The following is a 26,399-nucleotide window of genomic DNA, read 5'->3' as shown; positions in this document are numbered from 1 at the left end:
GCATAGAAATAGCCGCGCACCGTCGACACCGGAGGGAAATCACCCGGCAGCATCCGCCATGAGCAACCGCTTGATGCGATATAGAGGATCGCCTCCACGACCGAGCGCATCTTCGTCGTTCGGCAGCGACCGCCACGCTTGGCCGGTGGGATCAATGGTTCGATTARCGCCCATTCCCGGTCCGTCAAATCACTTGGAAAACGAAGCGCGTCTCGGTTATGCTCACGCCGAGCGATAGCAGTCCAGGTCATCGGAAACCCCATTTTGATTTAGCACCAAAAGGGAATCACAACCTGCTGTTATCGCTCAACTACTTTTAAATCGGGCTCTTAGAGCGTCGCTGTTGCGTCGCCCTGGACCGAGGCTTAGACGGTTGTCAGGCGACGAAGAGGAGGCTTACGAAATGTCGGACGATGGCGACCGAATCCGGGTGCTCATCTGCGAAGACGAGCCGCTCATCCTGATGGTTACGGTTGAAATGCTGGAGGACGCCGGGATATCGACTATGGAGGCCGGATCGGCGGCGGAGGCATTGCGACAACTGTCTGGGTCTATCAACGTCCTCGTCACCGACATCGGTCTTCCCGACATGTCCGGCTTCGAGTTGGCGCTCAAGGCCCGGAAACAGTGGCCGTCAGCGCCGATCGTCTTCGCCACCGGCGACCGCCGCGTGGATGGTGCCGACAAACTCGGCAACAACATCGTGCTAGGGAAGCCTTATTCCGACGAAGAGATGATCGAGGCGATACGTGGCCTCGCCTGTCGCGAGAACACGTGAGGGCATCGTCAACTTAACGGAATTTGGAATTCGATGTGCGATCATGGGCCATGACAAATCGTGATCCGCTGTACCGCCGCCATCGCTTTCCCGCTGAGATCATCGCGCATGCTGTGTGGCTCTATTTCCGCTTTCCTCTCAGTTTGCGGATGGTCGAGGACATGCTGGCCGCACGAGGGATTATTGTCTCGCATCAGACGTTCCGGTTGTGGGCAGAGAAATTCGGCCGCGCCTTCGCCAGCGAGATCCGCCGCCGCTCAGCCGGCCGGCTGGGCGACAAGTGGCACCTCGACGAAGCCGTCGTTTCGATCGGCGGCAAGAAGCACTGGCTCTGGCGCGCCGTCGATCAGGACGGTTTCGTCCTGGAGGTTCTTGTGCAAAGCCGCCGCAATGCCAAGGCGGCCAAGCGCGTGATGCGCAAGCTGTTGAAGAGCCAAGGGCGGGCGCCGAGAGTGATGATCACTGACAAGCTTCGATCCTACAATTCTGCAAAGCGCGAGATCATGCCAACTGTCGAACACCGTTCGCATAAGGGCTTGAATAATCGGGCGGAGAATTCCCATCAGCCATTCCGGCGACGGGAACGGATCATGAAACGGTTCAAGTCGCAGCGCCATTTGCAGCGCTTCGTCTCAATCCATGATCCGATCGCCAATCTGTTTTACATCCCCCGCCACGACATCYCATCCAGCCATCATYGYGAACTGCGTTCAGAGGCGATGAACCTCTGGGCGAGAATCGCGCGGATGTGAACCGTCGTGACGCAAGCGGGCTCCCATTGCCTCTCGCCCATTAAGTTTACGATGCCGGTTCGCCTGATCCGACGATAGCGACCGCCGACGGGAAAAGTCCCGCCGCCGTTTCACTTCGCGACGAGCGTGAAGCCAAGAAGTCGGAAACGCTCGACGACCAGCTCGACGAAGGGCTGGCGTCGTCGTTTCCCGCCAGTGACCCGATTTCGGTTGCCACGACGACGATACCCGGCAGCGGGCCATCGAACTCGGAGCAGACGTGACGACGATGGAAACCGCCCCTCAACGTTGGAAATGTCCACATCATGAAGACGCCGGCCTCCCGGACGTGCATCTGAATTTTCGCTCAAAAGAGTCCGCGAGTTGAAGATTGCCACTTACAACGTCAACGGCGTGAGCGGCCGCCTAGAGGTGCTGTTGCGGTGGCTCGCCGAGGCGTCCCCCGACGTGGTTTGCCTGCAGGAGCTCAAAGCGCCCGACATTAGATTCCCCGTCAAGGATATCGAGACTGCAGGCTACGGTGCGATCTGGCATGGTCAGAAAGGCTGGAACGGCGTCGCGATCCCCGCGAAGGGCGAACAACCTCATCAGACACGAAAGGGCCTGCCAGGCGATCCTGACGATGTCCATAGCCGATACATCGAAGCGGCGATCCGCGGCATCCTCGTGGGTTGTCTATATCTGCCCAACGGAAATCCGTGGCCGGGACCGAAATTCGACTACAAGCTCGCCTGGTTCGAACGCCTGAAAAAATATGCGCAGGAGCTGCTCGATCTTGATGTGCCCGTGATTTTGGCGGGCGACTACAACGTCATGCCCACCGAGATAGACGTCTACAAGCCGGAACGGTGGGTAGACGACGCGTTGTTCAGGGAGGAAGTGCGCGACTCTTTTCGGCAGCTGGTAGAACAAGGTTGGACTGACGCCGTGCGAAAGCTGATCGGCGACCGACGCATCTATACGTTTTGGGACTATTTCCGCAATGCGTTCGCCAGGGACGCGGGGCTGCGCATCGATCACTTCCTCCCTCAGTCCCGCCATTGCCAGCAGCCTCACCGGGGCGGGCGTCGACAAACACGTGCGCGGATGGGAACACACGAGCGATCACGCTCCCGTCTGGATCGAAATCAAGGCGGAGTGAGGGCAAGGTGGTAGAAGCAAGACCCATCGGAAGGGCTTCCTCGACTAGGACCTTGGAAATGTTCGACCCGTGATCGACATCAACGTGACCGGGACGATTGAACTCGTCCACTCTGTCGGTAGCGCGTCCAGCGCCGTGGCTGAATCCTGATCAGAGGGTCCATCGCTGGCTTCATGCCGGGCACGTTCCAAGCCGTCTATATCGGCACGAAGGCGTTCCTGAACAGCTTCTCCTTCGCGCTTCGCAAGGAACTCATGGACTCGGGCGTGACTTGACCTGCCTGATGCCCGGGCGACCGACACCCGCTTCTTCGAGCGCGCCGACATGCTCGACACCAAAGTCGGGTCTCAGGAAAAGGACGACCCGGCCGATTGCCAGGATTGGTTTCGACGCGATGATGGATGGGGGAGGCGATGTCGTCGGCGGCTGGAAGAACAAACTCCAGCCCACGTTATGCCTGCGGAGATGCTTGCTGAACAGCACAGGAAAATGGCGGAGCCGGGATCAGCCAAGAATTAAGGCATCGTCCGGCAGACGTTGATAAGCCCGCGGAATCGCGGGCTTTTCCACCTATAGCGTAACAGCGGTTAATGGCTGTTCTTGTGGCTCTGCTGCCCCGCCTTCGACTGCTGGTCATAGCTGCCGCTACGCGAGGCTTGCGAGCGGTCGTCCCGATTGCTCTACGCCGACGCATTGCGGTCCGACGTGTCGCCGTTCTTGTGGCTCTGCTGACCAGCCTTCACGTGCTGCTCGTGGCTTCCACCTTTGTTTGCCATGAAAATTCTCCTTGGATATTGCGTAAATGCGGGAGGCCGCTTCCGCAGGCCTCAGGGGCCAACTCCACATCCACTCGGTTGTTCCAAAAATCGACGCTTTGGTACGGAGCCGATCCGACGGCAAAATCGGTTCAGTATTTCAGGAGCGACGGAGGCTTGCGCTGGAACCAGAGGCCGCGCGGCAAGTTTACGGCTCATGGAGATGCAGCAATCATGGCCACCAAACAAACCGTAGAAAAAGATGCCCGAGGGCAGTTCGCTGACTCGCAGGCAGACCCCAAAAGCGATGGCGTCGCGAACGCCATTCCCACAAAGGTCACGGGCGACGACGACGCCACCATGCATGATCACGAGAAGAAACCCTCGCCGAATCCCGGTTTCGACATTCGGACGCAGACCAATAAGCGCGACTGACCCGATGCAACACATAGAGCTTGGCACAGAAGGCCTGACGGTCAGCAAGAGCCTTCCCGACGCGGTGACGGAAGGTTCGGGTCTAATTTATGCTTCGTCGCTCGAAGGCGGCATTACCCGCAGGCAGGGCAAGCATGGCTTCCTTTATTATGATGCGGGAGGTAACCGCGTAACTGATCCCGCCGAACTCGGTCGGTTTGCCAAACTGGCCATTCCGCCAGCTTATACGGACGTCGTTATCTCCTCAAACCCGATGTCCCATCTTCAGGCCATCGGCGTCGATGCTCGAGGCCGACGGCAGTATCGGTACCATCCCGACTGGTCTGCCGAGCGCGGGAAGGCAAAGTTCGAAAAGCTTTCCCAATTCGCCGATCGGCTGCCCGAGATCAGAGAGCGGGTGGACCGCGACTTACGTCTCCGCAAGCCCAGTTTCGAAAAGGCTTTGGCCACGGTCGTCCACCTACTGGACAATCTCTACATCCGGGTCGGAAACCAGACTTACGCCGCCGCCAACGGCAGCTTCGGATTGACGACCCTGCGCAACCGGCACGTCAAGATCGAAGGCTCCGTCGTGCATTTCCGGTTCAAGGGTAAGTCCGGCAAGGAATGGCGCGTATCCCACAGCGACCGCCGGCTGGCGGGTGTGATCCAACGCATTCAGGAACTGCCTGGGCAGAATCTCTTCCAATATCTCGATGATGACAGACGTCCTCACCAGCTGACTTCGCAGGACGTCAACGACTATATTCGCGACGCCGCTGGCGGCGACTTCAGTTCGAGGCAATTCCGGACCTGGGGCGCGACCTGCATGGCCGCCTTCGGTCTAGCCGCGGTCGAGGCCGGTGCGAGCCAGAGAGAACGGGCACGCCAGATCAACGCTGTCGTCGACAGTGTCGCGGCCAAGCTTGTGAACACGCGGTCCGTCTGCCGGACATCCTACATCCACCCGAGGGTATTTGAAGATTTCGAGGCGGGCACGTTGGCCCACCTCGTTAAAATGGGAAAAACGCGGAGCATGCGGTTGCTCGACTGGCTCGACGAAGACGAAATCTGCGTCTTCAAGTGGCTCAGCTCATGCGGTTGATGTCCCGCGTCGATGCCATGCCGCCCGCCAGTGGAGCATCTTCGAACAAGGCGATGGAGGCTGGCACAGCTTCACCCGTCATCGATCGTTGTTCACGCATATTGGTCGACGAGACCAAGACCGAGGAAGCGCTGACCCTGTTCGCGAACGAAGCCGTCAATTCCAAGGGCAAGCCCAAGGCCTGATGCATTGAGCCGACACGGGTCCAGCCAGCGGCCGGTGGCGCAGTTAAGGAGAAGGACGTATGACAGACGATACAACACAATCAGGCATTTGGACCAACCCAGACGGAGTGGCCACGTCGAAAGCCGACGACGTGATCGCGCAGAAGAACACCGAGCGCGACGCCGAATCCACTCTTCCTGACCAGAAAGAGCAAATTGCCGCGCTTAAGAACGAATTGGAACGGCTCCGCGAGTCGGTCCAGCAAATCGCCTCGGGCACGACACGGATCGCGTCGGCGGAATTCAAAGAACTGGCAACCGCCGCTGAGGAAAGGCTGAAGCAGAACGTCTTCCTATCCGTCGGGATCGCTGCCCTGGTCGGTTACCTTTGGGGACGGTCGGGTCGCTGAATGGATGGTCTCGGCGAGTGGCGACATCTATGCGTCGACATGCAGCGCATGTTCGCCGAAGAGACGCCGTGGAGAGTTCCGTGGATGGACCGCGTCTCCGATCAGGTGGTGGAAGTCTCCAGACGTTATCCGGAGCGCACGATCTTCACACGCTTCGTGCCGCCTGAGAGGGCCGAACAACTTCGCGGAACGTGGCGGGACTACTATCTGAAATGGTCGGCCATGACGATGGAGCATCTGCATCCGGAGCTTGTCGACCTCGTGCCCGAACTGGCGTGTTTTGTGCCGCCTGCAACAGTTTTTGACAAGCGGACATACTCGCCCTGGATCGACGGACGTCTATACTCCGCCCTTGCCCAGGAAGGAGTTTCGACACTGGTGGTCTCCGGTGGCGAGACGGATGTGTGTGTCCTCGCCGCGGTGCTGGGCGGCATCGACCTCGGATACCGAATGATCCTGCTTGAGGACGCGGTGTGTAGTGGGGCGGACGAGACGCATGACGCCTCTCTAAAGCTGCTGGGGGACCGCTTCTCCGTCCAGCTCGAATTAGTGACAACAGGGTCGTTTCTTTCCGTGGCGAAATCCCGCCTTTGACGCATGATCCTGCACTTCACTACCGTTCATCCCCCCAACGACGGCGAAAGTCATCGACGCCGTTTGGAAAACCACCTCTGTACGGTTCCGCACGGGGAACCAAGGTCACTTGCCCGCATTGACCTGCCAAGCGTCTTCGAGAGCGAGATTATCATTGACCCAGGAGACAATTTCGGGCGGCACGCGCGGTGTTCGGCCGTCCTTGGCGTCGCTTTGTCGCTGGGACCGCGGCTCTCGCCGAGCATCTCAAGATGGAGTTCAGTAGTGAACAGCACCCAGGACGCCCCAACACGGGTCCCCGACCTTCGCGACCTGATCGACCAGAGGGTGGGCGAGATAATTGCCTGCGCACGAGACGGTGGGTGGGCGCGCGACGAGGTTTTGCTCGCGATTGACGATTGCGTCGCGCTGCGTTGGCGCAAGGAAAGTGATGCCGGAACCCATCGAGTCGAGCATCGTTGATATTCGAAGGATCAATCCATGAACGAGCCAGTTCACGTCCCGATAGTCGAGGAAAAACTGTCCGTCAACAAACGCGATAAGACTTCGGGAAAAGTGACGGTCACCACTGCGACACATGACGTCGACTCCTTGGCGGCAGCCGATCTAGAACGGATGGATGTAACTGTAGAACGCGTACCCATCGATAGAGAAGTTTCCGTAGCGCCGGGTGTCCGCGAGGAAGGAAACACGACGGTCATCCCTGTCCTCGAAGAGGCTCTGGTGATCGAAAAACGCCTTGTACTCAAAGAAGAAATCCGCCTCACGCGTGCGAAGAGCACCGAGCATGTCGAGATGCCCGTCACGTTGCGCAAGCAGGTCGCGACGATTGAGAGAATTAAAACTACCCCCGACCAAGGAGAAGAACAATGATGGAAGCACAGAACCAGCGGACCCTGACCGCGTTTTTCCGGGACCGTTCCGACGCCGAGGAAGCCACGCGCGACCTGATCGCGGCGGGCATCGCCGAAAGCAACGTGCGTCTGGTGCCCGGCGCGGAATCAGACAACGTCGCCGCCACCGATGTTGAGGCAGGCCGCGGCTTCTGGGCGTCGCTCGGCGACTTCTTTTTCCCCGACGAGGACCGCGCGGTCTACGCCGAGGGCCTGCGCCGCGGCGGCTATCTTGTAACGGTGGACGCCGTCACGGAAGCCCAGCATGACAAGGCCGTCGACATCCTCGACGACGACGGCACGATCGATGTTGACGAGTGGGCCGATTCCTGGCGCGCCGAAGGCTGGACCGCGGACAAATACACCGCCGACTCGACCAGCGCGCCGCTTTCTACGTCCGCCAAGCAGGCGGCCCGGATGACTGAAGACGCGTTCGCTTCGGATCGTTCGGGTGACGGAAACGTCATTCCGGTCGTCGAAGAACAGCTTCGCGTCGGCAAGCGTGACGTTAACTCAGGCAACGTTCGCGTTCGCTCCTATGTCGTCGAGACGCCTGTCAGCGAGACCGTTACCTTGCGCGATGAAAACGTGGCGGTAGAGCGTCGCAGCGTCGACCGTCCACTGACCGATGCGGACGCCGCTTTCCAGGACCGGACGATCGAGGCCGAGGAACATCGCGAGGAAGCGGTCGTCTCGAAGGACGCGCGCGTCAAGGAAGAAGTAATCCTGAAGAAGACCGAAGGCCAGCGCACCGAGACCGTCGATGACAGCGTCCGGCACACGAAGGTTGAGGTTGAGGACAACCGTGGTGGCCAGATGCAGAATTCGCAGGGCCAGCGCCAGGCTGGTCAGACGCAAGACTGGAAGAAATGAGTTGGCGACCTCCTAGCCCATCTTTCCCGGTTCGCGAAAAAAAGTGAGTAGAATCAATGTTCATCCCCCGAAAGTCTCCACTACAGGGTGGTTGCTGGGTGGCGGATTATCTGTGGGGTTGATGCGGTGATGCGCGGCGGCGGCTGAGGCGGCAATTCAAGTTTGAGCTGGCTGAGCAAGAGTTTCTGGTCTGCATCGGGCTCGGTGTGCCGGGTCAGGATCAGGGTGCGGCCGTCGGTTGTCGGAAAGTGAACATCGAGCATCTGGATGGTTGCCATCTTATCGAGGACTGCGCGCGGGGTCAGGCCGGGCGCGAGCGGCTTGAGACGGGCGCGCAGCGTGACGTGTAGGCAATAGGCCATGAATGCGACGAAGATGTGCGCCTCGATGCGCTGTTCGCATTGATGATAGATCGGCCGCAATTGCAGATCATCCTTGAGGTTCTTGAAGGCAGCTTCGATCTCGGTGAGTTGGATATAAAACTGCCATAGGTCGGCGGGATCGCGGCCATTGAGGTTGGTGCGCAGCAGATAGCGTCCCTCGCGCCGGCGCGCCTTGCGCAGCTTGCTGCGATTGAGCTTGAATGTGAAGGCGATACCGCTGTCGGGGATATCGATATCGAGCAGCCGCCATGCCGCGGGCGCGTTGGCGCGTGCGGCGCCAAGGCGCATCAGCAGCTCCTTGCGCGTCAGCGTCATGGCGGCGATTTGCGTCAGGCGCATGCAGAGCCATCGCAGCCTTGCGCTGACGCATGGCACGTTCTTTGTGAATGCGCGCATGGCTCTGGGCGAAGACATAGGTCTCTTGCTCTTGCGCCAGAAGCTTGACGTCGACACCCTGGCGCACAGTCTTCCAGGGCTTGTCCAGCAGTGCTTGCTCCAGCTTGGTGAGCCGCCCCTTGGGCGTGCCGACCAGATAATAGACCGGCGGATCGGCCTGGCGCATCTCGGCCAGCACGGCTTCGGTGGGAATGCCGCGATCCATCACCCAGATGCGCTCGGCTTTGCCGTATTGCGCTTCGATCTTCTGCAAGAAACTGTGCAATGTCGTCGCGTCGGCGGTGTTGCCGGGGAGCACTTCGTAGGCGAGCGGAAAGCCATCGGGCGTCACGACCAGCGCGATGGTGACTTGAACGCAATCGGAGCGCTTGTCGCGGCTATAGCCATAGCGGCGCTTATCGTGCTCATCGTCGGGCGGCGGCGATTCAAAATAAGTGCTGGTCAGATCATAGAGCAGCACGTCAAAGCGCGCGCCAAACAGATCCTGCCAGCGTTGCCGCAATCCCGAAAACAGGTCTTGCTTGTGGGGCAGGATCTTGTCCAGGCAACCATAGAGACCGTTCTTCGCCACCAACGCAAAGTCTGCTCCGAGCAGATCCGCCATCGCGCTTTGCTCGAACCATTGCCGATGCAACCGCCACTCGCTGCCAGGATCAGATCAGGCGATAACACACCAGCGTCTGCAGGATCTTCTGCCAGTCTCGTCCCTTCCGGGAGGTGGGCAGACGAGGTGACCAGAACACATCGAGCTGCAACTCCTCATAGAGATGACTTGCCAGCCAACAGGCGCCCCATTGCCGCGGCCGATGCAACTGCATTGCATCGAGCCGCACTTGCACGCCATAGCCTGCCGCGCCTTGTGGAAGCGTCCTGTCGGCGGGAAATAACGAAAGCTGTCTGTAACGCTGGGCATCCTCGTCAAAAGCCTCGATCGCACGGCTCCAGTCAGCGAGTTGACTATCATTGATCTCGCCGAGATAAAGCACCTGTCGCTGCACCACCTTGCCGCCGGCACAGCGCCGGTTCTCGACGATGTTCCAGTAGCGGTGTTGCTTGCCGTCTTTGAAGCGTCGGTTCTCGCGCAAAACATAATGCGCGACAATCTATCTGCGTCGCCGCAACGCGAAAAGGCAGTAGGTCTACACTACAGCCCGTTCGCGCAAGCAGGCCTTTGATTCAATTCGGTTTTTTGCTCTGAAATAGCCGAAAATCGCTCAAATCAGCCGCGAATCGTGAAAGATGGGCTAGGGTTGGTGAACTGATATCAAGAAGCAAGGCGGCGGGGAGCATCGGGACTCTCGGCCGCCGACTTCGTGGACGCGAAGAGCGCCCTGCAGATCGCTTCCTCGAACTGCACGTTGCGTCGCAACGCGCGCACGAAGAGAGGCAGGCATATGCCAAGGTCCCGCCCAGCGCTGCCGTCGTCTTGGCTCGTCGCATCCATGATCAACGTCGCGATCCGAAGAGCTTCGTCACGATCCTCGCGATGATGGGCGCGGAATGTCGAGAGCACGCTCGTCACTTGCGACGACATCGTGACTAGACCCGGGAACAGCGTGGTCGCCTCGTAGGTGTGAGCTGAAGACAACGTTATGTGGAGCAGCCGTATCGCCTCCTCGCACTCGGACAGCTCCAATCGGGGCAAGCGAGCCGCGAATTCGTCGAGAAAATCGCATAGGCGATGCAGGTCTCTCAGGTGGCGTGTCCATTGCGCGACGTACCCGGCGATCATCAGGTGCTCCGATAGGCAAAACACGATCCTGCGGCACAAAGCCTTCGCAGACCTTGCGATGGTCGACGAGTGCGCCACGACGAAACGGCGGAACGAAGATGTCGGACAAGGGTTCGGTTCAGGAGAACCGTCGGAGCGCCCTGGGCATTCCATTCGGTGGACGAGAAGCAACCAGGAGAAAAACATGGACGACGATGAGCGCATCCGCGATCGGGCCTACGCGATTTGGGAGGAAGAAGGGCGGCCGCATGGACAACATGAATCGCATTGGCATCGTGCGCTGGCCGAGCTGGGGCTGGCCAGTGCGACCGAACAGGAGCCGGGGGCGACTGTCGATCCGCAATTCGCCGTGTCCATCTCCGGGATCGATCCCGCGGCCACCGAGGCTTCGACGCTCGTGAAGCGGTATCTGGCCCTTGGCGGTGTACGGAAGGCAGCAGCCGACGACAACCAGATTTCGACGCGGGTGTGGGAGAACGAGCCGCCCGATGCTGCCGATTACTGGGAGCGCAACGTCGCTTCTCTTCCGGACGTGCGGCGCAAGGAAGTGGAATCCCTGCTTCCTTCGATCAGCGGAGACACTCGATAATTCGGCGATGACACGCGGGGAACGACCATGACTAAATATCCCAAACCGCCATTTCCCGAGCAACAGCAGCCGATGCCGGGCGAGACGAAGAAGATGGACCCGGTGCCCGATCACGGGGAGAAGTCCTACAAAGGCTCCGGTCGCCTCATGGAGATGAAGGCGATCATCACCGGAGCTGACAGCGGCATCGGCCGGGCGGTCGCACTCGCCTACGCCCGCGAGAGCGCGGATGTCCTGATTTCCTATCTCGACGAGCATGAGGATGCCAACGAGACCAAGCGTCTCGTCGAAGAAGCAGGTCGCAAAGCCGTACTCGTACCGGGCGATCTCAAGGAGGCTGCCCATTGCCGCGACGTCGTCGCCAAGGCGGTCGCCGAGTTCGGCCGGATCGACATCCTCGTCAACAACGCCGCCCATCAGGCGACTTTTCAAGAACTCGAAGACATCGACGACGACGAGTGGGAGCTGACCTTCAAGGTCAACATCCACGCGATGTTCTTCCTGGTGAAGGCCGCCGTGCCGCACATGAAGGCGGGGGCTTCGATCATCAACACCGCGTCGATCAATTCCGATGCCCCCAATCCGACGCTGCTCGCCTATGCCACGACCAAGGGGGCGATTGCAAACTTTACGGCGGGGTTGGCGCAAATGCTTGCGAAAAAGGAAATTCGCGTGAACTCGGTTGCCCCCGGACCGATCTGGACGCCGCTCATTCCCGCGACCATGCCTGCTGACACGGTCAGCAAATTCGGCAGCAACTACCCGATGAAGCGCCCCGGCCAACCCGCCGAGCTGGCCACGGCCTACGTGATGCTTGCGGACCCATTGTCCAGTTACGTATCGGGCGCTGTCATCGCAGTCACGGGCGGCAAGCCGATCCTCTGAGGTTCAGCGCTGTCCGAGGAATTGGAAGAACTCGGCGCGGTGGATCGGACCCATGCGCAGCTCATCACTGAGAAACACGATCCCGCGACGCCCCATCGCGCTGCATCTTCCATCGAACGGCTGTCACCGGCACCTGTCTTGCTATGAGGGACACCGAGGGAGCTTGGAGCCGTTGGTCTGATCAGTGAGACGCGTGGTGTTCGTTGCGTTTGCGGGGTTCGGCAGCCTTCTTCGCCGAAGCCGAACGTTCGGGCTTGGGCCGGTTGGCCGAAGCTTCCCCGCCGAGATGACCGCCCTTCCGTGAGGGTGCATGATTTTCTGACTTGCCGCGGCCGGAGCCGGATTTCTTGCCGCCATGCGTCTCGGCGTTGACGGTCGCCCAGGCGCGGCGCTCGGCTTCCTTCTCGGACACGCCACGATCCTCGTAGCCCTCCTCGATACGTTCGGCCTGGCGCTTCTGCTTGTCGGTATAGGATGATTTGTCACCGCGGGGCATGGGATTTCTCCTAATGCAATTTTCCACGATTCGAACTGTGAAAGCGGGCCGTGTGGCCCGTAAGGTTCATTTGTCGCCGCGCGTCTTCATCGCGTCGGAGACGTTGCGTTTACGCGGGTCCTGCAAGTTTTCGCCAGCGGCATCCCGGTCGACATTCGGATCGTCCTCGGCGGGCATGTAACCACGCGGGGTGTTTGCCTGGGGTCCTTCCCACCGGGGCGACTGCTCCGTGGTACCTGGTGCGCCGTCCTTTGGAGTGTTTAGAGCCATAATGATCTCCTTCCTTCGTCTGTTCCAGGGAAACCGCCGATCGCGCCCCTTGTTCCCGGCAGGCCACGCTGGGGGGCGCATCGGAACCCTCAAGGTGTGCAAAAATTCGACCGTTCTCGGCATCACGATTTTCGGAACCTTCGGCAAGTCGCCGAACGGCTCGCGCCGTCCTATCAGGTGATCTGCCCCGACCTTCCCGGATTCGGAAAATCCTCCCGGCCGACACCGCGGACCATGCGGAGTCTTCGAAACGTGCCAAGGCGCGGGCCATGGTTGAACTGATGGCAGCTCTGGGACATGGCCGCCGGGATTTCGAACGGCGCTACGCTGGACGACGCCTATTACAACAAGGCACTCCCGGTGGTCGACGAGCAGTTAGGGAGGGCGGGATTGCGGTTAGCGGCGGTGTTGAATAGATGGCTGGGGACCGCTCCGGCCTGCGCTTTGCCTTGATGACCGCGGCGCGGTCATGTCTCAAGATTAGCTCGCGTGCCAAAAGATCTCGTTGCGTCACGCTTATTTCCAATCTCTGAAAAGCCAAATTCAGTCCTCGGTTTATTCTCAGCCGCGTTCTCAACACATAGTGGATACGGTCTACTTTAAGCCTAATTGAACCTCTGTGAGTAAGCTGCATTATATATGCAGTTGCTTATGGAGAAGCTAATGTTTGGAACCGAGTATATTTGCGTCGCCAGCTTGACTCCTGGAATTCCTGATATCGCCTCGCTGGAAGCTAAGCTGCTGGAGATAGGTTTACATAGAGAAGCTTTCAGCATTTCGACGTCTCCCGGCGGGAGCATACTCGTCAAGTTCTGGGAGCCCGATCGTCCTGAAGCTGTCCGGCTTCTTGCTAAACTGGATGATTTGTCCACTTTACAGTAAGAATAGGCAAGGCGGCTATACTTTAGGCGTTGCAGTTTCCTCGAAGGAAGTGACACCATGGCCATAAGCGCTGTAGAACCCGCCGCCGTACTTGTGCAGGCGCTGGACGAGCATATCTTGAAGGTGATGATGCATCTGCAGGAACGCGGGTGGGGCACCGCGGAAATCCTTGACGCACTCGAATGCGTTTGCAGCCGCCAGCGCCAGGCATATGAAGAAGACCCTGATCCTGCAGATGATCCCCGAAGTGAGGAGGCATGAAGCGGGCCACGGCGGTAAAGTGAACCAGCCTCGCGAGAGCAAGCCGGTACGTCTCAACCACGGTGAGCGCCGCCACGAAGTCGCTATCGACGCGCCGACGCCCTTCTCTGATGATGGGATCACAAGCTCGGCTGAGAAACCTCCCGCGCCGACGCGGTCGCGCCGAAAAGCTCGAAGTACGATACAGCAAGCGACGCCCAAAAGGCGACTGGAGCGAACATCAGCTCTGTAAATATGTCTAAAGGCGGCATTGAGGCATTAGATACCGGCTGCGCCCGTGCATCCATAGGCGGGGTGTCACGCATGGGCTCGGGCGGGGTGATGATTTCTGTCGGCGTCAGGACGGCGGTCGGTATGGGCTGTCCGATGGTTGGTTCGTTTTCCATGTCGACTCCTTTGTTCATGGCTGAAAGGAACGGTTCCAAAGTGGGGACGTTCCCGCTGCTTGCCGCACTGCGGCATAAACTTTTCGGTGCGGGGCTGAAATGGCTAACAACGTCGAGGCTCAGGGTAGCTGTCGATAGAAGTTCGACGGCTTCAGCGGATGTAGTGTTCGGCATCGGTGGGAATTGACGYGGCCTTGAAAAACAAGCGCGGCTGAACGCGATTAGAATCCGTCCGGCAGTCGCCTTCCGACTCCAAAATATATCGTAATATAGCAAAGAAAATCCGGCTTGCCACGTGCCGTGGCTTGCCGGGTAAACGCCTCGATGATCGTAAACTGCCGATGTTCTACTTCGAGTCCGCCGCGTTATGCAGACATGAATCTGATTTGCCCGAGCTTGGCAACAGCAATTCCAGTATATGCAAGATTGTTGGACGATTTAGCATGGCATAGGATCGAGCCATGTTCGTCAAGCGGGTAGAGGGGGATGCGATCGAATACCTTCAAGTTGCAAGTTGGTGGATGGCGAGTGGCCCACGTCCGCTACCCCGCCTTCCGTTCCCTCTCGATGCTCTTCCGCAGCGCATCCATGATATTGACGACCTTGTTCGGAGGCGGTGGCTCCGCCTCCTTCTTCTTGGCGCTCCGTTTGGGCTGCAAAGCTTTCTTTTTCTCGGAGATCAATTGCAGAAGCCGCTCCTGAACGGGGTCTGTGACCATGTCCGGGGTCCACGTGTTCTTCTGCGCCTTGATCAGCTGCGCCACCAACGGGGCGAGGGCAGGGTCGGCGTCTCCTTCGGGAACCGCAGCGTAATACTCCTTGTCGTCGCGGACCTCGTCCCCGAAGCGCAGGGTCCACAGCACCAGTCCCTTGTCTCTTGGTTCGATGATGCAGGCACGTTCGCGGCGGCCAATGACCAGGCGTGACACCCCGACCATACCGCTTCGGCGCATCGCATCACGAATGACCGCGAACGCCTCTTCGCCCACCGGGTCGGAGGGCGTGACATAGTAGGGGGTATCCATCCATATCCAGCCGATTGAGTCTGCGGGCACGAACTTATCGATATCGACGGTGCGCGCGCTCTCCAGCGCAATGTTGTCAAGCTCGTCGTCCTCCAGGAGAACGTATTCGTTTTCGCCGCGCTCGTAGCCCTTGACCTCGTCGTCTTCGTCGACTGGTTGCTCGGTCACCGCATCGACATAGCGGCTGGCAATGCGGTTTCCAGTCACCTTGTTGACAGTATGAAAGCGTACCTTCTCGCTTTCCGACGTCGCGGGGGACAATTCTATCGGACAAGTAACCAACGACAGTTTGAGATATCCTCGCCAATAGGGTCGCATTGTCGGGCCTCCTTAGCTCGCCTTGCGACGGGTGGTCTCGGTGGAGGACGTCGCCTTTCCAGCTGGCTTGGTACGCCGAGGTCCCGCGTTTGCGTTGGCTGCCGTCCTTGACCTCTTCGATGGAGCGGCGACGCCCGCGCTCTGGCGAAGCGCTTCGAGTAGATCGCTGGGCCGGGAGGCGACCGGAGCCTTGCGCTTCGGCACGCTCTTACCCTCGATTTTCGCCCTGACGAGTTCGGCTAAGGCCGATTCATAGCGATCGTGGAACTCACGCGGATCGAACGTACCCGATTTCGTCGTTATGATGTGTTGCGCCAAGTCGAGCATCTCGCCCTGGATCGTCAGATCGGGCACGGCCGCAAAAGCGGCCTTCGCCGATCTGACCTCGTAGTCATAGTTGAGCGTCGTCGCGATAAGACCTCGGTCATGTGCCCTGATGAGCAATGTCCTCGCCCTTCGGAACAGCACCGCCTTGGCGATCGCTGCCGCTTTCGCCGCCTTCAATCCGTCACGGATCGCCATATAGGCGTCGAGTGCCGTACGGTCGGAAGGAGCCAGGAAGTAAGGCTTGTCGAAATAAACGTCGTCAATGCTCGTACAGTCGATGAATGCCTCGACTTTCAGCGTCTTTTCCCCCGCCGGCACTGCCGAGGCGACCTCTTCCGGCGTCAGCGTGATGAACCGCCCATCGTCGATCTCGTAACCCTTGATCTGATCTTCCTTCGGAACCGGCCTTCCGGTTTCGAGGTCTACATATTCGCGCTTGACGCGGTTTCCCGTGGACCGGTTGATCGTCGAAAACGCGATGCGCTCGGACGTCGAGACGGCGGTGTAGAGGGCGACCGGGCATGCGACGCCGCCGAAACTGAGGAAGCCCTTCCATTGTGCCCGCATTTTGCCAACTCCGTCGCTGCCGACTCTCAACTCATCCGAGTCAAGCGAATCACTTCGCGAATCGTTCCGATTCGAAAAACGAATCTTTTTCAGTGCCTTAGCCAGCGCGTTAGCACTACCATCGCGATTCCCCACAAGTTTTTGATTCGGCTTCGAATCCATGGCACGAAAGCCATTACGATTGGAGCGCGCTCAGACGACGTGGGATTTTATTCCTGCTTATCGCTCTTGACTCTCTAATGTTTAGGGAACAGAACACGAACAAAGACACTCCTACGCCGACATGACGTCGACCCCCACACGAACCCAGGAGGTCCCGTGAACGATGGTGCACGCCCGTACATCCCGCATCGTGGAGAGCCTCCGCGAGCAGATCGCTCGGCTCGAGGGCGCAGGAGCACGGCCGGCGGCGGCGTTGCCATTCGGTGTGAGCGGGATTGACGACAGGTTGCCCGGCGGTGGACTTGCATACGGGGCGATCCATGAAGTCGCCGGCGGAGGTGCGGGGACCGTCGATGGCGCGGCCGCGGCGCTCTTCGCCGCCGGGATCGCTGCGCGGACGAAAGGCAAGGTGTTGTGGTGTCTTTCAAGGCCGGACCTCTTCGCCCCGGCCGTAGCGCAGGCGGGACTGCACCCGGAGAGGGTGATCTATTGCGAGGCAGGCCGCGAAGAGGACGTGCTCGCGTCCTTCGAAGAGGGCCTTCGGCACGGAGGCCTCGGCGTGGTCGTCGCCGAAATTGTCCGGTTGCCGATGCCCGTGTCGCGGCGTCTGCACCTTGCCGCGGAAAAGGCTGGCTCAATGGGCATCGCTTTGCGACGCTGGCGTCGGCAGAACGAAGCTTCCGATTACGGGCAACCGACGGCGTCAACGACACGGTGGCGCGTCAGCGTCCTGCCCTCCGAGCCATTGCCAGCGCCGGGTGTGGGGCGACCGCGCTGGTTAGTCGAATTGTTGAGAGTGCGCGCGGGCGAAAGTTGCGAATTCCGCGTCGGAGCATGCGATGGCAAGGGTCGTCTCGATCTATTTTCCGAATCTCTCGATCGACAGGATCAGGCGCGTCATGTCACCGGACGTGCTTCCCGCTGACCGCCCCGTCGTGGTGATCGAGAGAATAGGGTCACGACGCCTCGTCCGCGCCGCAGACGGCATCGCGCGTGCTTTGGGCGTGAGGCCGGGAATGGCGGCGAGCAAGGCGCAAGCATTGGCGGCGAATGTCGTGATGATAGACGACGACCCGGAGGAAGACAGACTTAGCCTCGATCGCCTGGCGCTTTGGCTGCTCAGGAATTACACTCCGATCGTCACGACCGACGGGATCGACGGTTTGGTGATGGACACCGAGGGTGCCGATCATCTCCGCGGCGGTGAACACCTCATGCTGTCGGAGATCGTCAATCGCCTGCGTGGCCGAGGATTGTCGGCAAGGGCCGCCGTCTCGGACACCTGGGGCGCTTCCCACGCGATCGCTCGCGCATCGTCGGAAGAGACGACGGTAGTGCCCTCGGGGTGTGTAAAAGACGCCGTGGTTCGCCTGTCAGTCGCCTCCCTTCGGCTCGATCAGCAGACGGTCAACACGCTGCGCGTTCTTGGAATAGACACAGTCGCGGAACTGGCGGCGCTGCCGCGGGCAAATTTGGCTCTGCGCTTCGGTCCGGAACCCGGCAGGCGATTGGACCAGATGTTCGGCCGAACGGCGGAGCCGATCGAGCCCATTCGGCCGCCTGAGATCGTGGAAGTGCACCATTCATTCGCGGAACCGATCGGAGCGGCAGAGACGATCGCCAAGTATGTCCGTCGCCTCGTTCGGCAGCTATGCCTTGTCCTCGAGACGAAGGCCCTCGGCGTCAAACGCGCCGATCTGCTTGCGACGCGTGTCGACAACAGCGTGCAATCGCTCAGGATCGGCACGGCCAGGCCAGTCCGTGACCAGCCGTGGCTCATTAAACTGCTGTGCGACCGCATAGAACGCATCGATCCAGGGTTTGGGATCGAACGATTGAGCCTTGCTGCTATCGTTGCGGAGCCACTATGGGAGACACAAGAAGCCACCGATCTCATCGATGAGTCGCAGCCGGAAATCGGTCCCCTGGTTGACGTCCTGGGCAACCGCGGCCAGCGCCTCTACCGCCTCGCTCCATTTCCAAGCGATGTTCCCGAGCGGTCGGTTCAGGTCCTGCCGCCGCTCGCCGAGGAAACGGGAGCAGACTGGCCAATCGGATGGCCGAGACCCGCGCGATTGCTGGCGAAGCCGGAAGAGATCGAGGTCTTGGCGTTGCTTCCGGACCATCCGCCGGTCGCGATAACCTGGCGCGGAAAGCGCAGGCACGTTCGCGTCGCTGACGGCCCGGAGCGCATCTTCGGAGAGTGGTGGCGACGCGACCGCGAATACGACGCTGTCCGCGACTACTACATCGTTGAAGACGACAGAGGCGAGCGGCTCTGGATTTTCCGCTCCGGCGACGGCGTCGACGGCGCGACCGGGTCCCGTAAATGGTTCGTACACGGGATATTCGGATGAGATACGCCGAACTCCAGGTCACGACGCACTTCTCGTTCCTGAGGGGTGCCAGCTCCGCCGAGGAACTGTTCGCGACGGCGGAAGCCCTCCGCATCGATGCCCTCGGCGTAGTCGATCGCAACAGCCTTGCTGGCATCGTCCGCGCATGGGAGGCGGCGAAGACGACGGGCGTGCGGCTGGTCGTCGGCTGCAGGCTGGACCTGGCGGACGGCTTCTCACTTCTTGTCTACCCGACTGATCGGCCAGCCTATTCACGGCTCTGCCGACTTCTTTCGCTTGGGAAGGGACGCGGCGGCAAGGGGAACTGCATTCTGGGACTGGACGACGTCGCACTCTATCAGGAGGGCCTGATCGGAGTCTTCGTCCCGGAGGAGGCGGATGAGGAATGCGTCGTAAGGCTTCGGAAGGTCGCCCGGCTGTTCGGAAACAGGTGCTATCTTGCGCTCACATTGCGACGTCGCCCAAACGACCGGGTCCGCCTTCATCATCTTTCGAAAATGGCAAACAGCCTGGCCGTGAAGACCGTCGTGACAAACGATGTCCTTTTCCATGATCCAGGGCGTCGCCAGCTTCAGGATGTTGTGACCTGCATCCGCAACGGATGCACGATCGACAACCTGGGTTTCAGGCGCGAACGCCATGCCGACCGATATTTGAAGACCCCGGAAGAGATGTGGCGTCTGTTCAACGCTTATCCAGAGGCCCTTGAGCGGACGCGCGAGGTCGTTGATCGGTGCCGCTTCGACATGGGCGAACTGGAATACCAATACCCCGAAGAAGCCATCGTACCGGGCCTGACTGCGCAGCAGTCGCTGGAGCGGTTCACCTGGCAGGGCGTTGCCACGAGATATCCGGAAGGGCTGCCCGCCCATGTCGAAAAGACGATCCGCCACGAGTTGTCGTTGATCGAGACAATGAAATACGCCCCGTACTTCCTGACGGTGTTTTCGATCGTCAGGTTCGCCCGCTCGCGGGGCATCCTGTGCCAAGGCCGGGGATCGGCGGCAAACTCCGCCGTTTGCTATGTGCTCGGCATCACCTCGATTGACCCCGAGACCAATGATCTCCTTTTCGAGCGTTTCGTCAGCCAGGAGCGGAATGAGCCGCCTGACATAGACGTGGACTTCGAGCATGAGCGGCGCGAGGAGGTCATCCAATGGATTTATGACACCTATGGCCGCCACAGGGCAGCGCTTTGCTCGGCAGTCGCAAGGTACCGAGCCAAGGGCGCGCTGCGTGACGTCGGCAAAGCTCTGGGCCTGCCCGAGGACATGATCCGCCAGCTATCGGCTGGTGTCTGGGGTTGGAGCAAGGAGGGCATCACAGAGGCTCAGGTCAAGGAAGCGAACCTGACGCTGGCCGATCGACGTCTTCGATTGACCCTGGAACTCGCCCAGCAGTTGCTCGGTGCGCCGCGGCATTTGAGCCAGCATCCCGGTGGATTCGTCCTGACCCAGGACCGGTTAGATGACCTGGTCCCGATCGAACCGGCCGCGATGAGGGACCGCCAGGTCGTCGAATGGGACAAGGATGACGTCGACGCCCTGAAATTCATGAAGATGGACGTGCTCGCCTTGGGAATGCTGACATGCATGGCGAAGTCTTTCGACCTGCTCCGGCAGCACAAGGACGTCGATCTCGACCTGGCCAAAATCGAGCAGGAAGACCCGCCGACCTACCAAATGATCAGACGGGCTGACACCTTGGGCACCTTTCAGATCGAGAGCCGGGCGCAGATGTCGATGTTGCCGCGGCTGGCCCCGAGGACGTTCTACGACCTCGTCATTCAAGTAGCGATCGTACGTCCCGGTCCGATCCAGGGTGACATGGTCCATCCCTATTTACGCCGGCGGCAGGGCCTCGAGGCGGTCGACTACCCGACGCCGGAACTCAAGGCGGTACTTGGCAAGACCTTGGGGGTGCCGCTGTTTCAGGAGTCGGCGATGAAGGTTGCCATGGTCTGCGCCGGCTTCACGGCAGGCCAGGCGGATCAACTGCGGCGGAGCATGGCGACTTTCAAGTTCACCGGCGGCGTCAGCAAATTCAAGACTCCGCTCATCGAAGGGATGGTCAACAAGGGCTACAGCCGCGAATTCGCCGAGAAGACGTTTTCGCAGTTGGAAGGATTTGGGTCGTATGGTTTCCCCGAGAGCCACGCTGCGTCATTCGCGCTCATCGCCTATGCCTCGGCCTACATCAAATGCCATTTCCCGGATGTCTTTTGCGCCGCCTTGCTCAATTCTCAACCCATGGGTTTTTACGCTCCGGCGCAGATCGTTCGCGACGCCCGCGAGCACGGTGTCGAAGTGCGTCCGGTCTGCGTCAACCGCTCGCGATGGGACTGCACGCTTGAGCCAATCGCGAACTCCACGCGGCACGCGGTCCGCCTCGGATTCTCACGCGTCGCCGGACTGGCAGAAATGGACGCCGCGAGGATCGCGGTCGCTCGCGGGGAGGAGCCGTTTGCGTCCGTCGATGACGTCTGGCGACGTTCGGGTGTGCCCGCGGCGAGTTTGGTCAGGCTCGCGGAAGCGGACGCGTTCCGGCCGTCGCTCGGGCTACAGCGCCGCGAAGCGCTCTGGGCGATCAAAGCTTTGCGCGACGAACCGCTCGAACTCTGGACGGCCGCCGCCGAACGCGAGCGCAAAACAGTTCAGGAACTCGACGAGCCGGACGTAACCTTGAAAGCGATGACAGCCGGCAGCGAGGTCGTACAAGACTATAGCCACACTGGTCTCACGCTGCGCGACCACCCGATTTCCTTCCTTCGCCGAGACCTTTCGGCACGAAACATAGTGACATGCCGGGAGGCCATGTCGTCGCGCGACGGACGGTGGTTGATGGCCGCAGGACTCGTGTTGGTCCGGCAGCGGCCCGGCTCCGCGAAGGGCGTCCTGTTCATCACGATCGAGGATGAAACCGGAGTGGCCAACATCGTCGTTTGGCCGAAGGTATTCGAGCGACGCCGGAGCATCGTTCTCTCCGCGCCCTTGCTTGCGATCAATGGCAGAATTCAGCGTGAGGGTCAGGTGGTCCATCTGGTTGCGCAACAGATTTTCGACCTGTCTTCGGATTTGAGCAGTCTCTCCGGACGCGACGCCGAATTCAGGTTGCCGCACGGCAGGGGCGACGAGTTCCACAACGGCAGTCCGGCGCTCGACCCTCGCGATAAACCGAAACCGACGATGCAGGCGCGGGACATATTGGTGCCGGATTTGCACATCGACTCCCTGCGCATCAAAAGCCGCAATTTTCAGTGATTCTTTTCTAACTTGCGCCGCCAATTCGAGCGATCCGATTCACATTTCGCTTTCAAGTTGATGCGATAAATCGCGCCACTCAAACAGGGATATCGATCTCGAATGCGTTCCTCCTTCGCAGCATTCAGCTTGCCGTGGTTCGCCATTGGCTTTCTTGCGCTGTGTTTCTGGTGGCGTTGGTGGTTATTGGGCCCTGTCGCAAAGTTTTCCTGTTAACGCCACTTTGGTGATTTGGCGATGAAAAGACGCTGCGATTTGTTGGAGTGCTGCAGTATGGCGCAGTGCCCGCGCGGCAAAGGATACGGGAACACTGGAGGAGCAGCTCGACGAAGGCCTGGAATCGTCCTTCCCGGCGAGCGATCCCGTTTCCGCCGCTTCCAGCACGATCCCGGGCAGAGGACCTGCCGGACCGAAGACCGACGGTTGAGCCTGTGGGAAAGCGTGATGACGGCCCTGTCAACATACCGGAACTTCGCGATCTCATCGACGTGAAGGTGATGGAAATCATCAAAGGCGCAAAGCATGGCGATTGGGGGCGGGAGGAAGTGCTCCTCGCGATTGAAGATTGCCTTGCTTATCGCTGGCCAAAACGGAGTGATCTTGCCGCAGATATCTCAGATATCTGAAAGCCCGCGACAGGACACCTGAGGCGTTGGGCTTGTCATCGTGATTGCTCCAAGGGGAGTGCCGTGGTCCGCTTCCCGGGCGGCCCAGAGGCCCGGCCGCGCTGAAGCTCCCAAGCTTTTGCAGCGTTGCCCCGCCGGCTCGACGCCGAAACGCCGTCACGCGGCAGTCAATATTTCCCGGACCTTTTGAGCGAGATCATCGATGGCGAAGGGCTTGGTGATCATCTCCATCCCAGGCGCCAGAAAATCGGCGCGTGAGGCCGCCATCGCAGCATATCCGGTGATGAACAATACTTTCAGCGACGGGCGCGCGGCAATGGCCATCTCTGCAAGCTGCCTGCCGTTAAGACCCGGCAATCCCACATCGGAAATCAACAGGTCGATGCGTGCCCGGCCTTCGATGATGGGCAGCGCTTGGCTGCCATCCGTCGCTTCGATGACCCGATATCCAAGTTCCTTGAGCACGTCCGCGACGAGCATGCGAACAGAACTGTCATCTTCGACGACCAGCACCGTCTCGCCTTCGCCGCGCGGTGGACTGACATCCACATTGGCCGTGGCATCCTGGAAGGCCGCTTCATCGAGACTGCCCGGCAAGTAGAGTTTTATCGTGGTTCCGAGGCCGAGCTGGCTATAGATGCGAACATGGCCCCCCGACTGCTGCGCAAAGCCATATATCATCGACAGGCCGAGGCCGGTTCCCTGACCGATTGGCTTGGTGGTGAAAAACGGATCAAAGGCCTTTTCAATTGTCTCTCGCGACATGCCGATGCCGGTGTCGCTGACTGCCAATGTTACGTAGCTGCCGGGTTTGAGGGTTTCGCCCCTGGCCAGATCGCCCTCCGACAGAACGACATTGGCGGTTTCGATGGTTAGCTTGCCTCCGTCCGGCATCGCATCACGCGCATTGATGACGAGGTTGAGAATTGCGCTTTCCAGCTGATTGGCGTCGGTGACCGCCTTCCAGGTATCAGGTGGTGCACTGATCAACAGTTCCACCTGTTCGCCGAGCGTGCGCCGGAACAGATCTTCCATCGAGCCGATCAGCTCGGTGACATCCACCGCTTGGCGGTCGAGCGACTGGCGCCGCGAAAATGCCAGCAACCGGTGCGTTAGCGAGGCTGCACGCTGCGCCGAGGTGGTGGCCGCATCGATAAACTTATCGAGTTCATCCAGGCGCCCGGCAGCGATCCTCCTCTTGATCATCGACAGTGCGCCGATCACGCCGGTGAGCATATTATTGAAGTCATGGGCAATGCCGCCGGTCAACTGACCCACAGCTTCCATCTTCTGCGCCTGACGCAACTGGGCTTCGGTATCTTCAAGCACCGCCTGCTGTTCTTTCTCGACGGTCACGTTGCGCCCGTAGGCATAGACGCGGTCCTCTTCCCGCGAGGTCATCCAGGAAATGATCCGTTGCGATCCATCTTTGTGGGTGAGGCGTATTTCGAGTTCGGAGTGCGTTTGCTCGATTGCCTCCCGCAAATTCCCCCGGACCAGGTCGCGATCGTTAGCCCAGACGAAGTCGATCATGCGGCTGCCAACAACCTCGTCGATGGGGTGACCAAGGATTTCGGACCAGGCCGGGCTGACATCGCGGAACACACCATCTGTGCCAATCACGACAATCAGGTCGCGCGAGTTCTTCCATACGCGATCGCGCTCACGCAGGCTTTCTCGCGCGATTTCGGCCAGAGCCAGGTTGGCTCGCCGCAGGCTTTCCTGGGTTTGCTTGGCGTGCGTGATATCGAAGATCACGCCCATATAGCGACGACCGCTCGATTCGATGTCGTCGACATACTCACCGCGGCGGGCGAGCCAGCGTTCCTGACCATCGTCGGCACGCCGAACACGAAACTCGATACTCGTCTCGCTTTGAACACCGTTGGGGTCGCTGAGGTCGATGATTGGATCGTCATCAGGATGTATCAAACCGTTGAGGGTCCGAATCTGCAGGATCTTCGTCGGATGCAGACCGAACAGCCGACAGAATTGCTCAGAGACATTGAGTGTTCCGTAGCCGACGATGTGCTCGAACGTGCCGATCCCACCTGCAAGCTGTGCGATGCGAAGCTGTTCATTGGCTCGCTTCTGTTCGGTGATGTCGACGAGCATCCCGGTAAATCTGACCGGCCGGTCGTCTTCATCAAGGACGGCGCGACCGCTGGCGTGGACCCAACGATAGCCGCCGTCGTTGCGCAGCACTCTGTACTCTTTGGAGAACACTTCGGAGCCGGCCAAAATCCCCGCGACAGCGAGTTTCACGCGCTTGAGATCATCTGGATGAATGGAGGCAAAAAAGCGGTCTGTGGGCACGCCATCCGCAAGTGCCACAGGGTCCTGGTTGGTGATCGCTGCAAACCGGGCGTCGGCAACAAGCCGCTTTTGCGTGATGTGCCATTCCCAGCCACACGGCGCGCCGGCGGCGTCCAGTGTCAGTTGCAGCCGACGCTGCGCCAATTCGAGCTCCGAGCGCAGCCGTGCCAGCTCCTCCGCCCGGGCACCGGCATCCTCAACCATGATTGGCCTCAAGATTCATTTGCCACACGCTATTCAATGTCTGTCATTACGCGATTGATAAAAGCGACAATGAGCTGCTTGAGCTTTTCCAGCGACGGCAGGTCCATGATCATCGCGATGTAGCCGCGGATATCGCGCTCGCGAACAGAGAAATTGATGTAGAGAAAAAGTACGAAGCCCTCGTCGCCGTGCCTGCCCAACACTTCGAAAAGCATGTTGCTGTCGCCCCTTCGCACATCTGGAAGCGACATTTTCAATGTATGCTGCAGCATGTTGGCCATGGAACCGAGGCAACCGTTCAAAATAACGTTGCCTGTTTCCGCAAGCGCCTCGTTTTCCATTTCCAGAAGATCGGCTTCGCTCATTTCGTCGCCGACGATGGCCCGCACCAGAGACAGACCGTTGCTTTCTGGAAAAATCAACAAAGCCCTGCCCGAGAACGGTCCTTCGAATTGTTGCTGAACCGCGATCAGCGTCTCGCTCTCGCGCTGTCCGATCAGCGAAGCGGCCGATTTTCTCGTGATCACTTCAACAGACGGCACCGACAGGATCACCTGCTTGTTGACCATCTTCCGCAGGCTCGCGGCAGCGCGGCTGACGCCGATGTTCACCAGTTCGGTCAGCGCGTCGCGCTCAAGCTCGTCCAACGTCAGGTCGGTCTCGCTCATGCTCCCGCCTTCTTGAGCCGGAGAGCAGCTCCGGCAATAAAGGCGCTCAAGGCATCCTGCGTGACAGGCTTGGCAACGAATGTGGCATTGAGCGCACGGGCGCGGGCAATGATTTCGTCCTGCACGTTTGCGGTGATCAATGCGATCGGCATGTTGGGATGCGAAGCCCGCAGCTCCGATGCCAGTTCAAGGCCATCCTTGTCCGGCATGTTGAAATCGAGGACTGCGATATCGACCTGCTGGCTATTGACGATATCCAAGGCATCGGCGGCAGTGCCGGCCTCTATGCGCTGCCATTCAGGCTGAAGCGCGGATATCGCTTTGCCGGCCACGATGCGAGCCAGTTTGCTGTCGTCCACAACCAGGACTGTGACGTTCATTTCATACTCCGATTAGTCATCACGATTCCG

The 26,399-nt window shown here is 59.8% G+C and carries 30 protein-coding genes and 4 pseudogenes; 21 read left to right on the top strand and 13 right to left on the bottom strand.

Going from position 1 to position 26,399, the window contains the following annotated elements; translation table 11 throughout:
* Positions 1-251: transposase (locus tag AC1D06_RS29215; RefSeq protein WP_477989370.1), on the bottom strand; the 251-nt coding region annotated here is incomplete at its 3' end.
* Positions 252-403: 152 nt separating this feature from the next.
* On the opposite strand from AC1D06_RS29215, the gene AC1D06_RS29210 reads away from it, so the two are divergent.
* Both AC1D06_RS29210 and AC1D06_RS29205 read left to right on the top strand, forming a co-directional pair.
* Positions 404-778 (top strand): response regulator, encoded by a 375-nt coding sequence (locus tag AC1D06_RS29210; RefSeq protein WP_477989369.1) that lies wholly within the window; start codon positions 404-406, stop codon positions 776-778.
* A gap of 50 nt (positions 779-828) precedes the next feature.
* Positions 829-1,530, top strand: coding sequence for an IS6 family transposase (locus AC1D06_RS29205; RefSeq protein WP_477989368.1), 702 nt, complete (start codon positions 829-831; stop codon positions 1,528-1,530).
* A gap of 46 nt (positions 1,531-1,576) precedes the next feature.
* Here the strand turns inward: AC1D06_RS29205 and AC1D06_RS29200 are convergent, their stop codons facing one another.
* On the bottom strand, positions 1,577-1,864 hold the full coding sequence (locus AC1D06_RS29200; RefSeq protein WP_477989366.1) for a hypothetical protein: 288 nt from the start codon (positions 1,862-1,864) through the stop codon (positions 1,577-1,579).
* Between the two features lie 29 nt (positions 1,865-1,893).
* On the opposite strand from AC1D06_RS29200, the pseudogene xth reads away from it, so the two are divergent.
* Both xth and AC1D06_RS29190 read left to right on the top strand, forming a co-directional pair.
* Positions 1,894-2,671 (top strand): annotated as a pseudogene (xth, locus tag AC1D06_RS29195) (exodeoxyribonuclease III).
* Positions 2,672-2,719: 48 nt separating this feature from the next.
* Positions 2,720-3,190 (top strand): annotated as a pseudogene (locus AC1D06_RS29190) (SDR family NAD(P)-dependent oxidoreductase); the annotation flags it as partial.
* Between the two features lie 68 nt (positions 3,191-3,258).
* Here AC1D06_RS29190 and AC1D06_RS29185 read toward each other — a convergent pair.
* Positions 3,259-3,447, bottom strand: a pseudogene (locus AC1D06_RS29185) (hypothetical protein).
* 213 nt (positions 3,448-3,660) lie between these two features.
* Here AC1D06_RS29185 and AC1D06_RS29180 point away from each other — a divergent pair.
* The 7 genes from AC1D06_RS29180 (at position 3,661) to AC1D06_RS29150 (ending at position 7,879) form a co-directional block, all read left to right on the top strand.
* Positions 3,661-3,861 (top strand): hypothetical protein, encoded by a 201-nt coding sequence (locus AC1D06_RS29180; RefSeq protein WP_477884408.1) that lies wholly within the window; start codon positions 3,661-3,663, stop codon positions 3,859-3,861.
* 4 nt (positions 3,862-3,865) lie between these two features.
* Positions 3,866-4,945 carry a DNA topoisomerase IB gene (locus tag AC1D06_RS29175; protein ID WP_477884410.1) on the top strand — a complete coding sequence of 360 codons (1,080 nt, stop codon included), beginning with the start codon at positions 3,866-3,868 and terminating at the stop codon, positions 4,943-4,945.
* Positions 4,936-5,130 carry a hypothetical protein gene (locus AC1D06_RS29170; protein WP_477884412.1) on the top strand — a complete coding sequence of 65 codons (195 nt, stop codon included), beginning with the start codon at positions 4,936-4,938 and terminating at the stop codon, positions 5,128-5,130. Before AC1D06_RS29175 ends, AC1D06_RS29170 begins: the two co-directional genes overlap by 10 nt.
* Positions 5,131-5,189: 59 nt before the next feature.
* A complete protein-coding gene (locus AC1D06_RS29165) occupies positions 5,190-5,519 on the top strand; it encodes a hypothetical protein (RefSeq protein WP_477679382.1) in 330 nt (109 codons plus the stop codon).
* Positions 5,520-6,113 carry a cysteine hydrolase family protein gene (locus AC1D06_RS29160; protein ID WP_477884414.1) on the top strand — a complete coding sequence of 198 codons (594 nt, stop codon included), beginning with the start codon at positions 5,520-5,522 and terminating at the stop codon, positions 6,111-6,113.
* 480 nt (positions 6,114-6,593) lie between these two features.
* Positions 6,594-6,986, top strand: a complete 393-nt coding sequence (locus AC1D06_RS29155; RefSeq protein ID WP_477884416.1) for a YsnF/AvaK domain-containing protein — start codon at positions 6,594-6,596, stop codon at positions 6,984-6,986.
* Positions 6,983-7,879: a YsnF/AvaK domain-containing protein gene (locus AC1D06_RS29150; protein ID WP_477989365.1), complete on the top strand. Its 897-nt coding sequence runs from the start codon at positions 6,983-6,985 to the stop codon at positions 7,877-7,879. The genes AC1D06_RS29155 and AC1D06_RS29150 overlap by 4 nt, the downstream gene beginning before the upstream one ends.
* A gap of 80 nt (positions 7,880-7,959) precedes the next feature.
* Here AC1D06_RS29150 and AC1D06_RS29145 read toward each other — a convergent pair.
* Both AC1D06_RS29145 and AC1D06_RS29140 read right to left on the bottom strand, forming a co-directional pair.
* Positions 7,960-9,743, bottom strand: a pseudogene (locus tag AC1D06_RS29145) (IS1634 family transposase).
* 179 nt (positions 9,744-9,922) lie between these two features.
* Positions 9,923-10,390: a hemerythrin domain-containing protein gene (locus tag AC1D06_RS29140; protein WP_477989363.1), complete on the bottom strand. Its 468-nt coding sequence runs from the start codon at positions 10,388-10,390 to the stop codon at positions 9,923-9,925.
* A gap of 184 nt (positions 10,391-10,574) precedes the next feature.
* Between AC1D06_RS29140 and AC1D06_RS29135 the strand changes: the two genes are divergently transcribed.
* A complete protein-coding gene (locus AC1D06_RS29135; RefSeq protein ID WP_477989361.1) occupies positions 10,575-10,979 on the top strand; it encodes a DUF2934 domain-containing protein in 405 nt (134 codons plus the stop codon).
* A 27-nt stretch (positions 10,980-11,006) separates the two neighbouring features.
* The gene (locus AC1D06_RS29130; RefSeq protein WP_477989359.1) at positions 11,007-11,864 is read left to right on the top strand and encodes an SDR family oxidoreductase; all 858 of its coding nucleotides are present in this window, start codon (positions 11,007-11,009) and stop codon (positions 11,862-11,864) included.
* A gap of 181 nt (positions 11,865-12,045) precedes the next feature.
* Here AC1D06_RS29130 and AC1D06_RS29125 read toward each other — a convergent pair whose 3' ends face one another.
* Both AC1D06_RS29125 and AC1D06_RS29120 read right to left on the bottom strand, forming a co-directional pair.
* Entirely contained in the window at positions 12,046-12,360 is a 315-nt protein-coding gene (locus AC1D06_RS29125) for a plasmid stabilization protein (RefSeq protein WP_477989357.1), read from the bottom strand.
* 66 nt (positions 12,361-12,426) lie between these two features.
* Positions 12,427-12,630 carry a hypothetical protein gene (locus AC1D06_RS29120; RefSeq protein WP_477989355.1) on the bottom strand — a complete coding sequence of 68 codons (204 nt, stop codon included), beginning with the start codon at positions 12,628-12,630 and terminating at the stop codon, positions 12,427-12,429.
* Between the two features lie 96 nt (positions 12,631-12,726).
* Here AC1D06_RS29120 and AC1D06_RS29115 point away from each other — a divergent pair, with 96 nt between their 5' ends.
* The 4 genes from AC1D06_RS29115 to AC1D06_RS29100 all read left to right on the top strand — a co-directional run bounded on the left by AC1D06_RS29115 (position 12,727) and on the right by AC1D06_RS29100 (position 13,773).
* Positions 12,727-12,912: an alpha/beta fold hydrolase gene (locus AC1D06_RS29115; RefSeq protein WP_477883058.1), complete on the top strand. Its 186-nt coding sequence runs from the start codon at positions 12,727-12,729 to the stop codon at positions 12,910-12,912.
* A gap of 15 nt (positions 12,913-12,927) precedes the next feature.
* Positions 12,928-13,083 (top strand): S1/P1 nuclease, encoded by a 156-nt coding sequence (locus tag AC1D06_RS29110; RefSeq protein WP_477883056.1) that lies wholly within the window; start codon positions 12,928-12,930, stop codon positions 13,081-13,083.
* Between the two features lie 210 nt (positions 13,084-13,293).
* Positions 13,294-13,512, top strand: coding sequence for a hypothetical protein (locus tag AC1D06_RS29105; RefSeq protein WP_477883054.1), 219 nt, complete (start codon positions 13,294-13,296; stop codon positions 13,510-13,512).
* Between the two features lie 57 nt (positions 13,513-13,569).
* The gene (locus tag AC1D06_RS29100) at positions 13,570-13,773 is read left to right on the top strand and encodes a hypothetical protein (RefSeq protein WP_477883052.1); all 204 of its coding nucleotides are present in this window, start codon (positions 13,570-13,572) and stop codon (positions 13,771-13,773) included.
* 119 nt (positions 13,774-13,892) lie between these two features.
* Here AC1D06_RS29100 and AC1D06_RS29095 read toward each other — a convergent pair whose 3' ends face one another.
* The 3 genes from AC1D06_RS29095 to ku (AC1D06_RS29085) all read right to left on the bottom strand — a co-directional run bounded on the left by AC1D06_RS29095 (position 13,893) and on the right by ku (AC1D06_RS29085) (position 16,396).
* Positions 13,893-14,159 (bottom strand): hypothetical protein, encoded by a 267-nt coding sequence (locus AC1D06_RS29095; protein WP_477883050.1) that lies wholly within the window; start codon positions 14,157-14,159, stop codon positions 13,893-13,895.
* Between the two features lie 542 nt (positions 14,160-14,701).
* The gene (gene ku, locus AC1D06_RS29090; RefSeq protein WP_477883048.1) at positions 14,702-15,502 is read right to left on the bottom strand and encodes a non-homologous end joining protein Ku; all 801 of its coding nucleotides are present in this window, start codon (positions 15,500-15,502) and stop codon (positions 14,702-14,704) included.
* A gap of 12 nt (positions 15,503-15,514) precedes the next feature.
* On the bottom strand, positions 15,515-16,396 hold the full coding sequence (gene ku, locus AC1D06_RS29085; protein ID WP_477883046.1) for a non-homologous end joining protein Ku: 882 nt from the start codon (positions 16,394-16,396) through the stop codon (positions 15,515-15,517).
* 325 nt (positions 16,397-16,721) lie between these two features.
* On the opposite strand from ku (AC1D06_RS29085), the gene AC1D06_RS29080 reads away from it, so the two are divergent.
* The 4 genes from AC1D06_RS29080 to AC1D06_RS29065 all read left to right on the top strand — a co-directional run bounded on the left by AC1D06_RS29080 (position 16,722) and on the right by AC1D06_RS29065 (position 22,801).
* Positions 16,722-17,483 carry an ImuA family protein gene (locus tag AC1D06_RS29080; RefSeq protein ID WP_477883044.1) on the top strand — a complete coding sequence of 254 codons (762 nt, stop codon included), beginning with the start codon at positions 16,722-16,724 and terminating at the stop codon, positions 17,481-17,483.
* Positions 17,398-18,915 (top strand): Y-family DNA polymerase, encoded by a 1,518-nt coding sequence (locus AC1D06_RS29075; protein WP_477883042.1) that lies wholly within the window; start codon positions 17,398-17,400, stop codon positions 18,913-18,915. The genes AC1D06_RS29080 and AC1D06_RS29075 overlap by 86 nt, the downstream gene beginning before the upstream one ends.
* A complete protein-coding gene (locus tag AC1D06_RS29070; RefSeq protein ID WP_477989353.1) occupies positions 18,912-22,175 on the top strand; it encodes an error-prone DNA polymerase in 3,264 nt (1,087 codons plus the stop codon). Before AC1D06_RS29075 ends, AC1D06_RS29070 begins: the two co-directional genes overlap by 4 nt.
* Before the next feature lie 431 nt (positions 22,176-22,606).
* A complete protein-coding gene (locus AC1D06_RS29065; protein WP_477883038.1) occupies positions 22,607-22,801 on the top strand; it encodes a hypothetical protein in 195 nt (64 codons plus the stop codon).
* Positions 22,802-22,957: 156 nt separating this feature from the next.
* Here AC1D06_RS29065 and AC1D06_RS29060 read toward each other — a convergent pair whose 3' ends face one another.
* From AC1D06_RS29060 to AC1D06_RS29050, 3 genes are read right to left on the bottom strand one after another with little or no spacing between them, the layout of a single operon-like run.
* Positions 22,958-25,321 (bottom strand): PAS domain-containing protein, encoded by a 2,364-nt coding sequence (locus AC1D06_RS29060; protein ID WP_477883036.1) that lies wholly within the window; start codon positions 25,319-25,321, stop codon positions 22,958-22,960.
* A 29-nt stretch (positions 25,322-25,350) separates the two neighbouring features.
* Complete coding sequence (locus AC1D06_RS29055; protein ID WP_477883034.1) at positions 25,351-25,989, bottom strand: chemotaxis protein CheC; 639 nt, start codon at positions 25,987-25,989, stop codon at positions 25,351-25,353.
* Positions 25,986-26,369, bottom strand: a complete 384-nt coding sequence (locus AC1D06_RS29050) for a response regulator (protein ID WP_477883032.1) — start codon at positions 26,367-26,369, stop codon at positions 25,986-25,988. The genes AC1D06_RS29055 and AC1D06_RS29050 overlap by 4 nt, the downstream gene beginning before the upstream one ends.
* Positions 26,370-26,399 lie beyond the last annotated feature (30 nt).

Source organism: Rhizobium sp. P2_G2 (assembly GCF_056403555.1).
The sequence above is the reverse complement of the archived record's forward strand: the minus strand, read 5'-3'. Positions and strand labels throughout refer to the sequence as shown.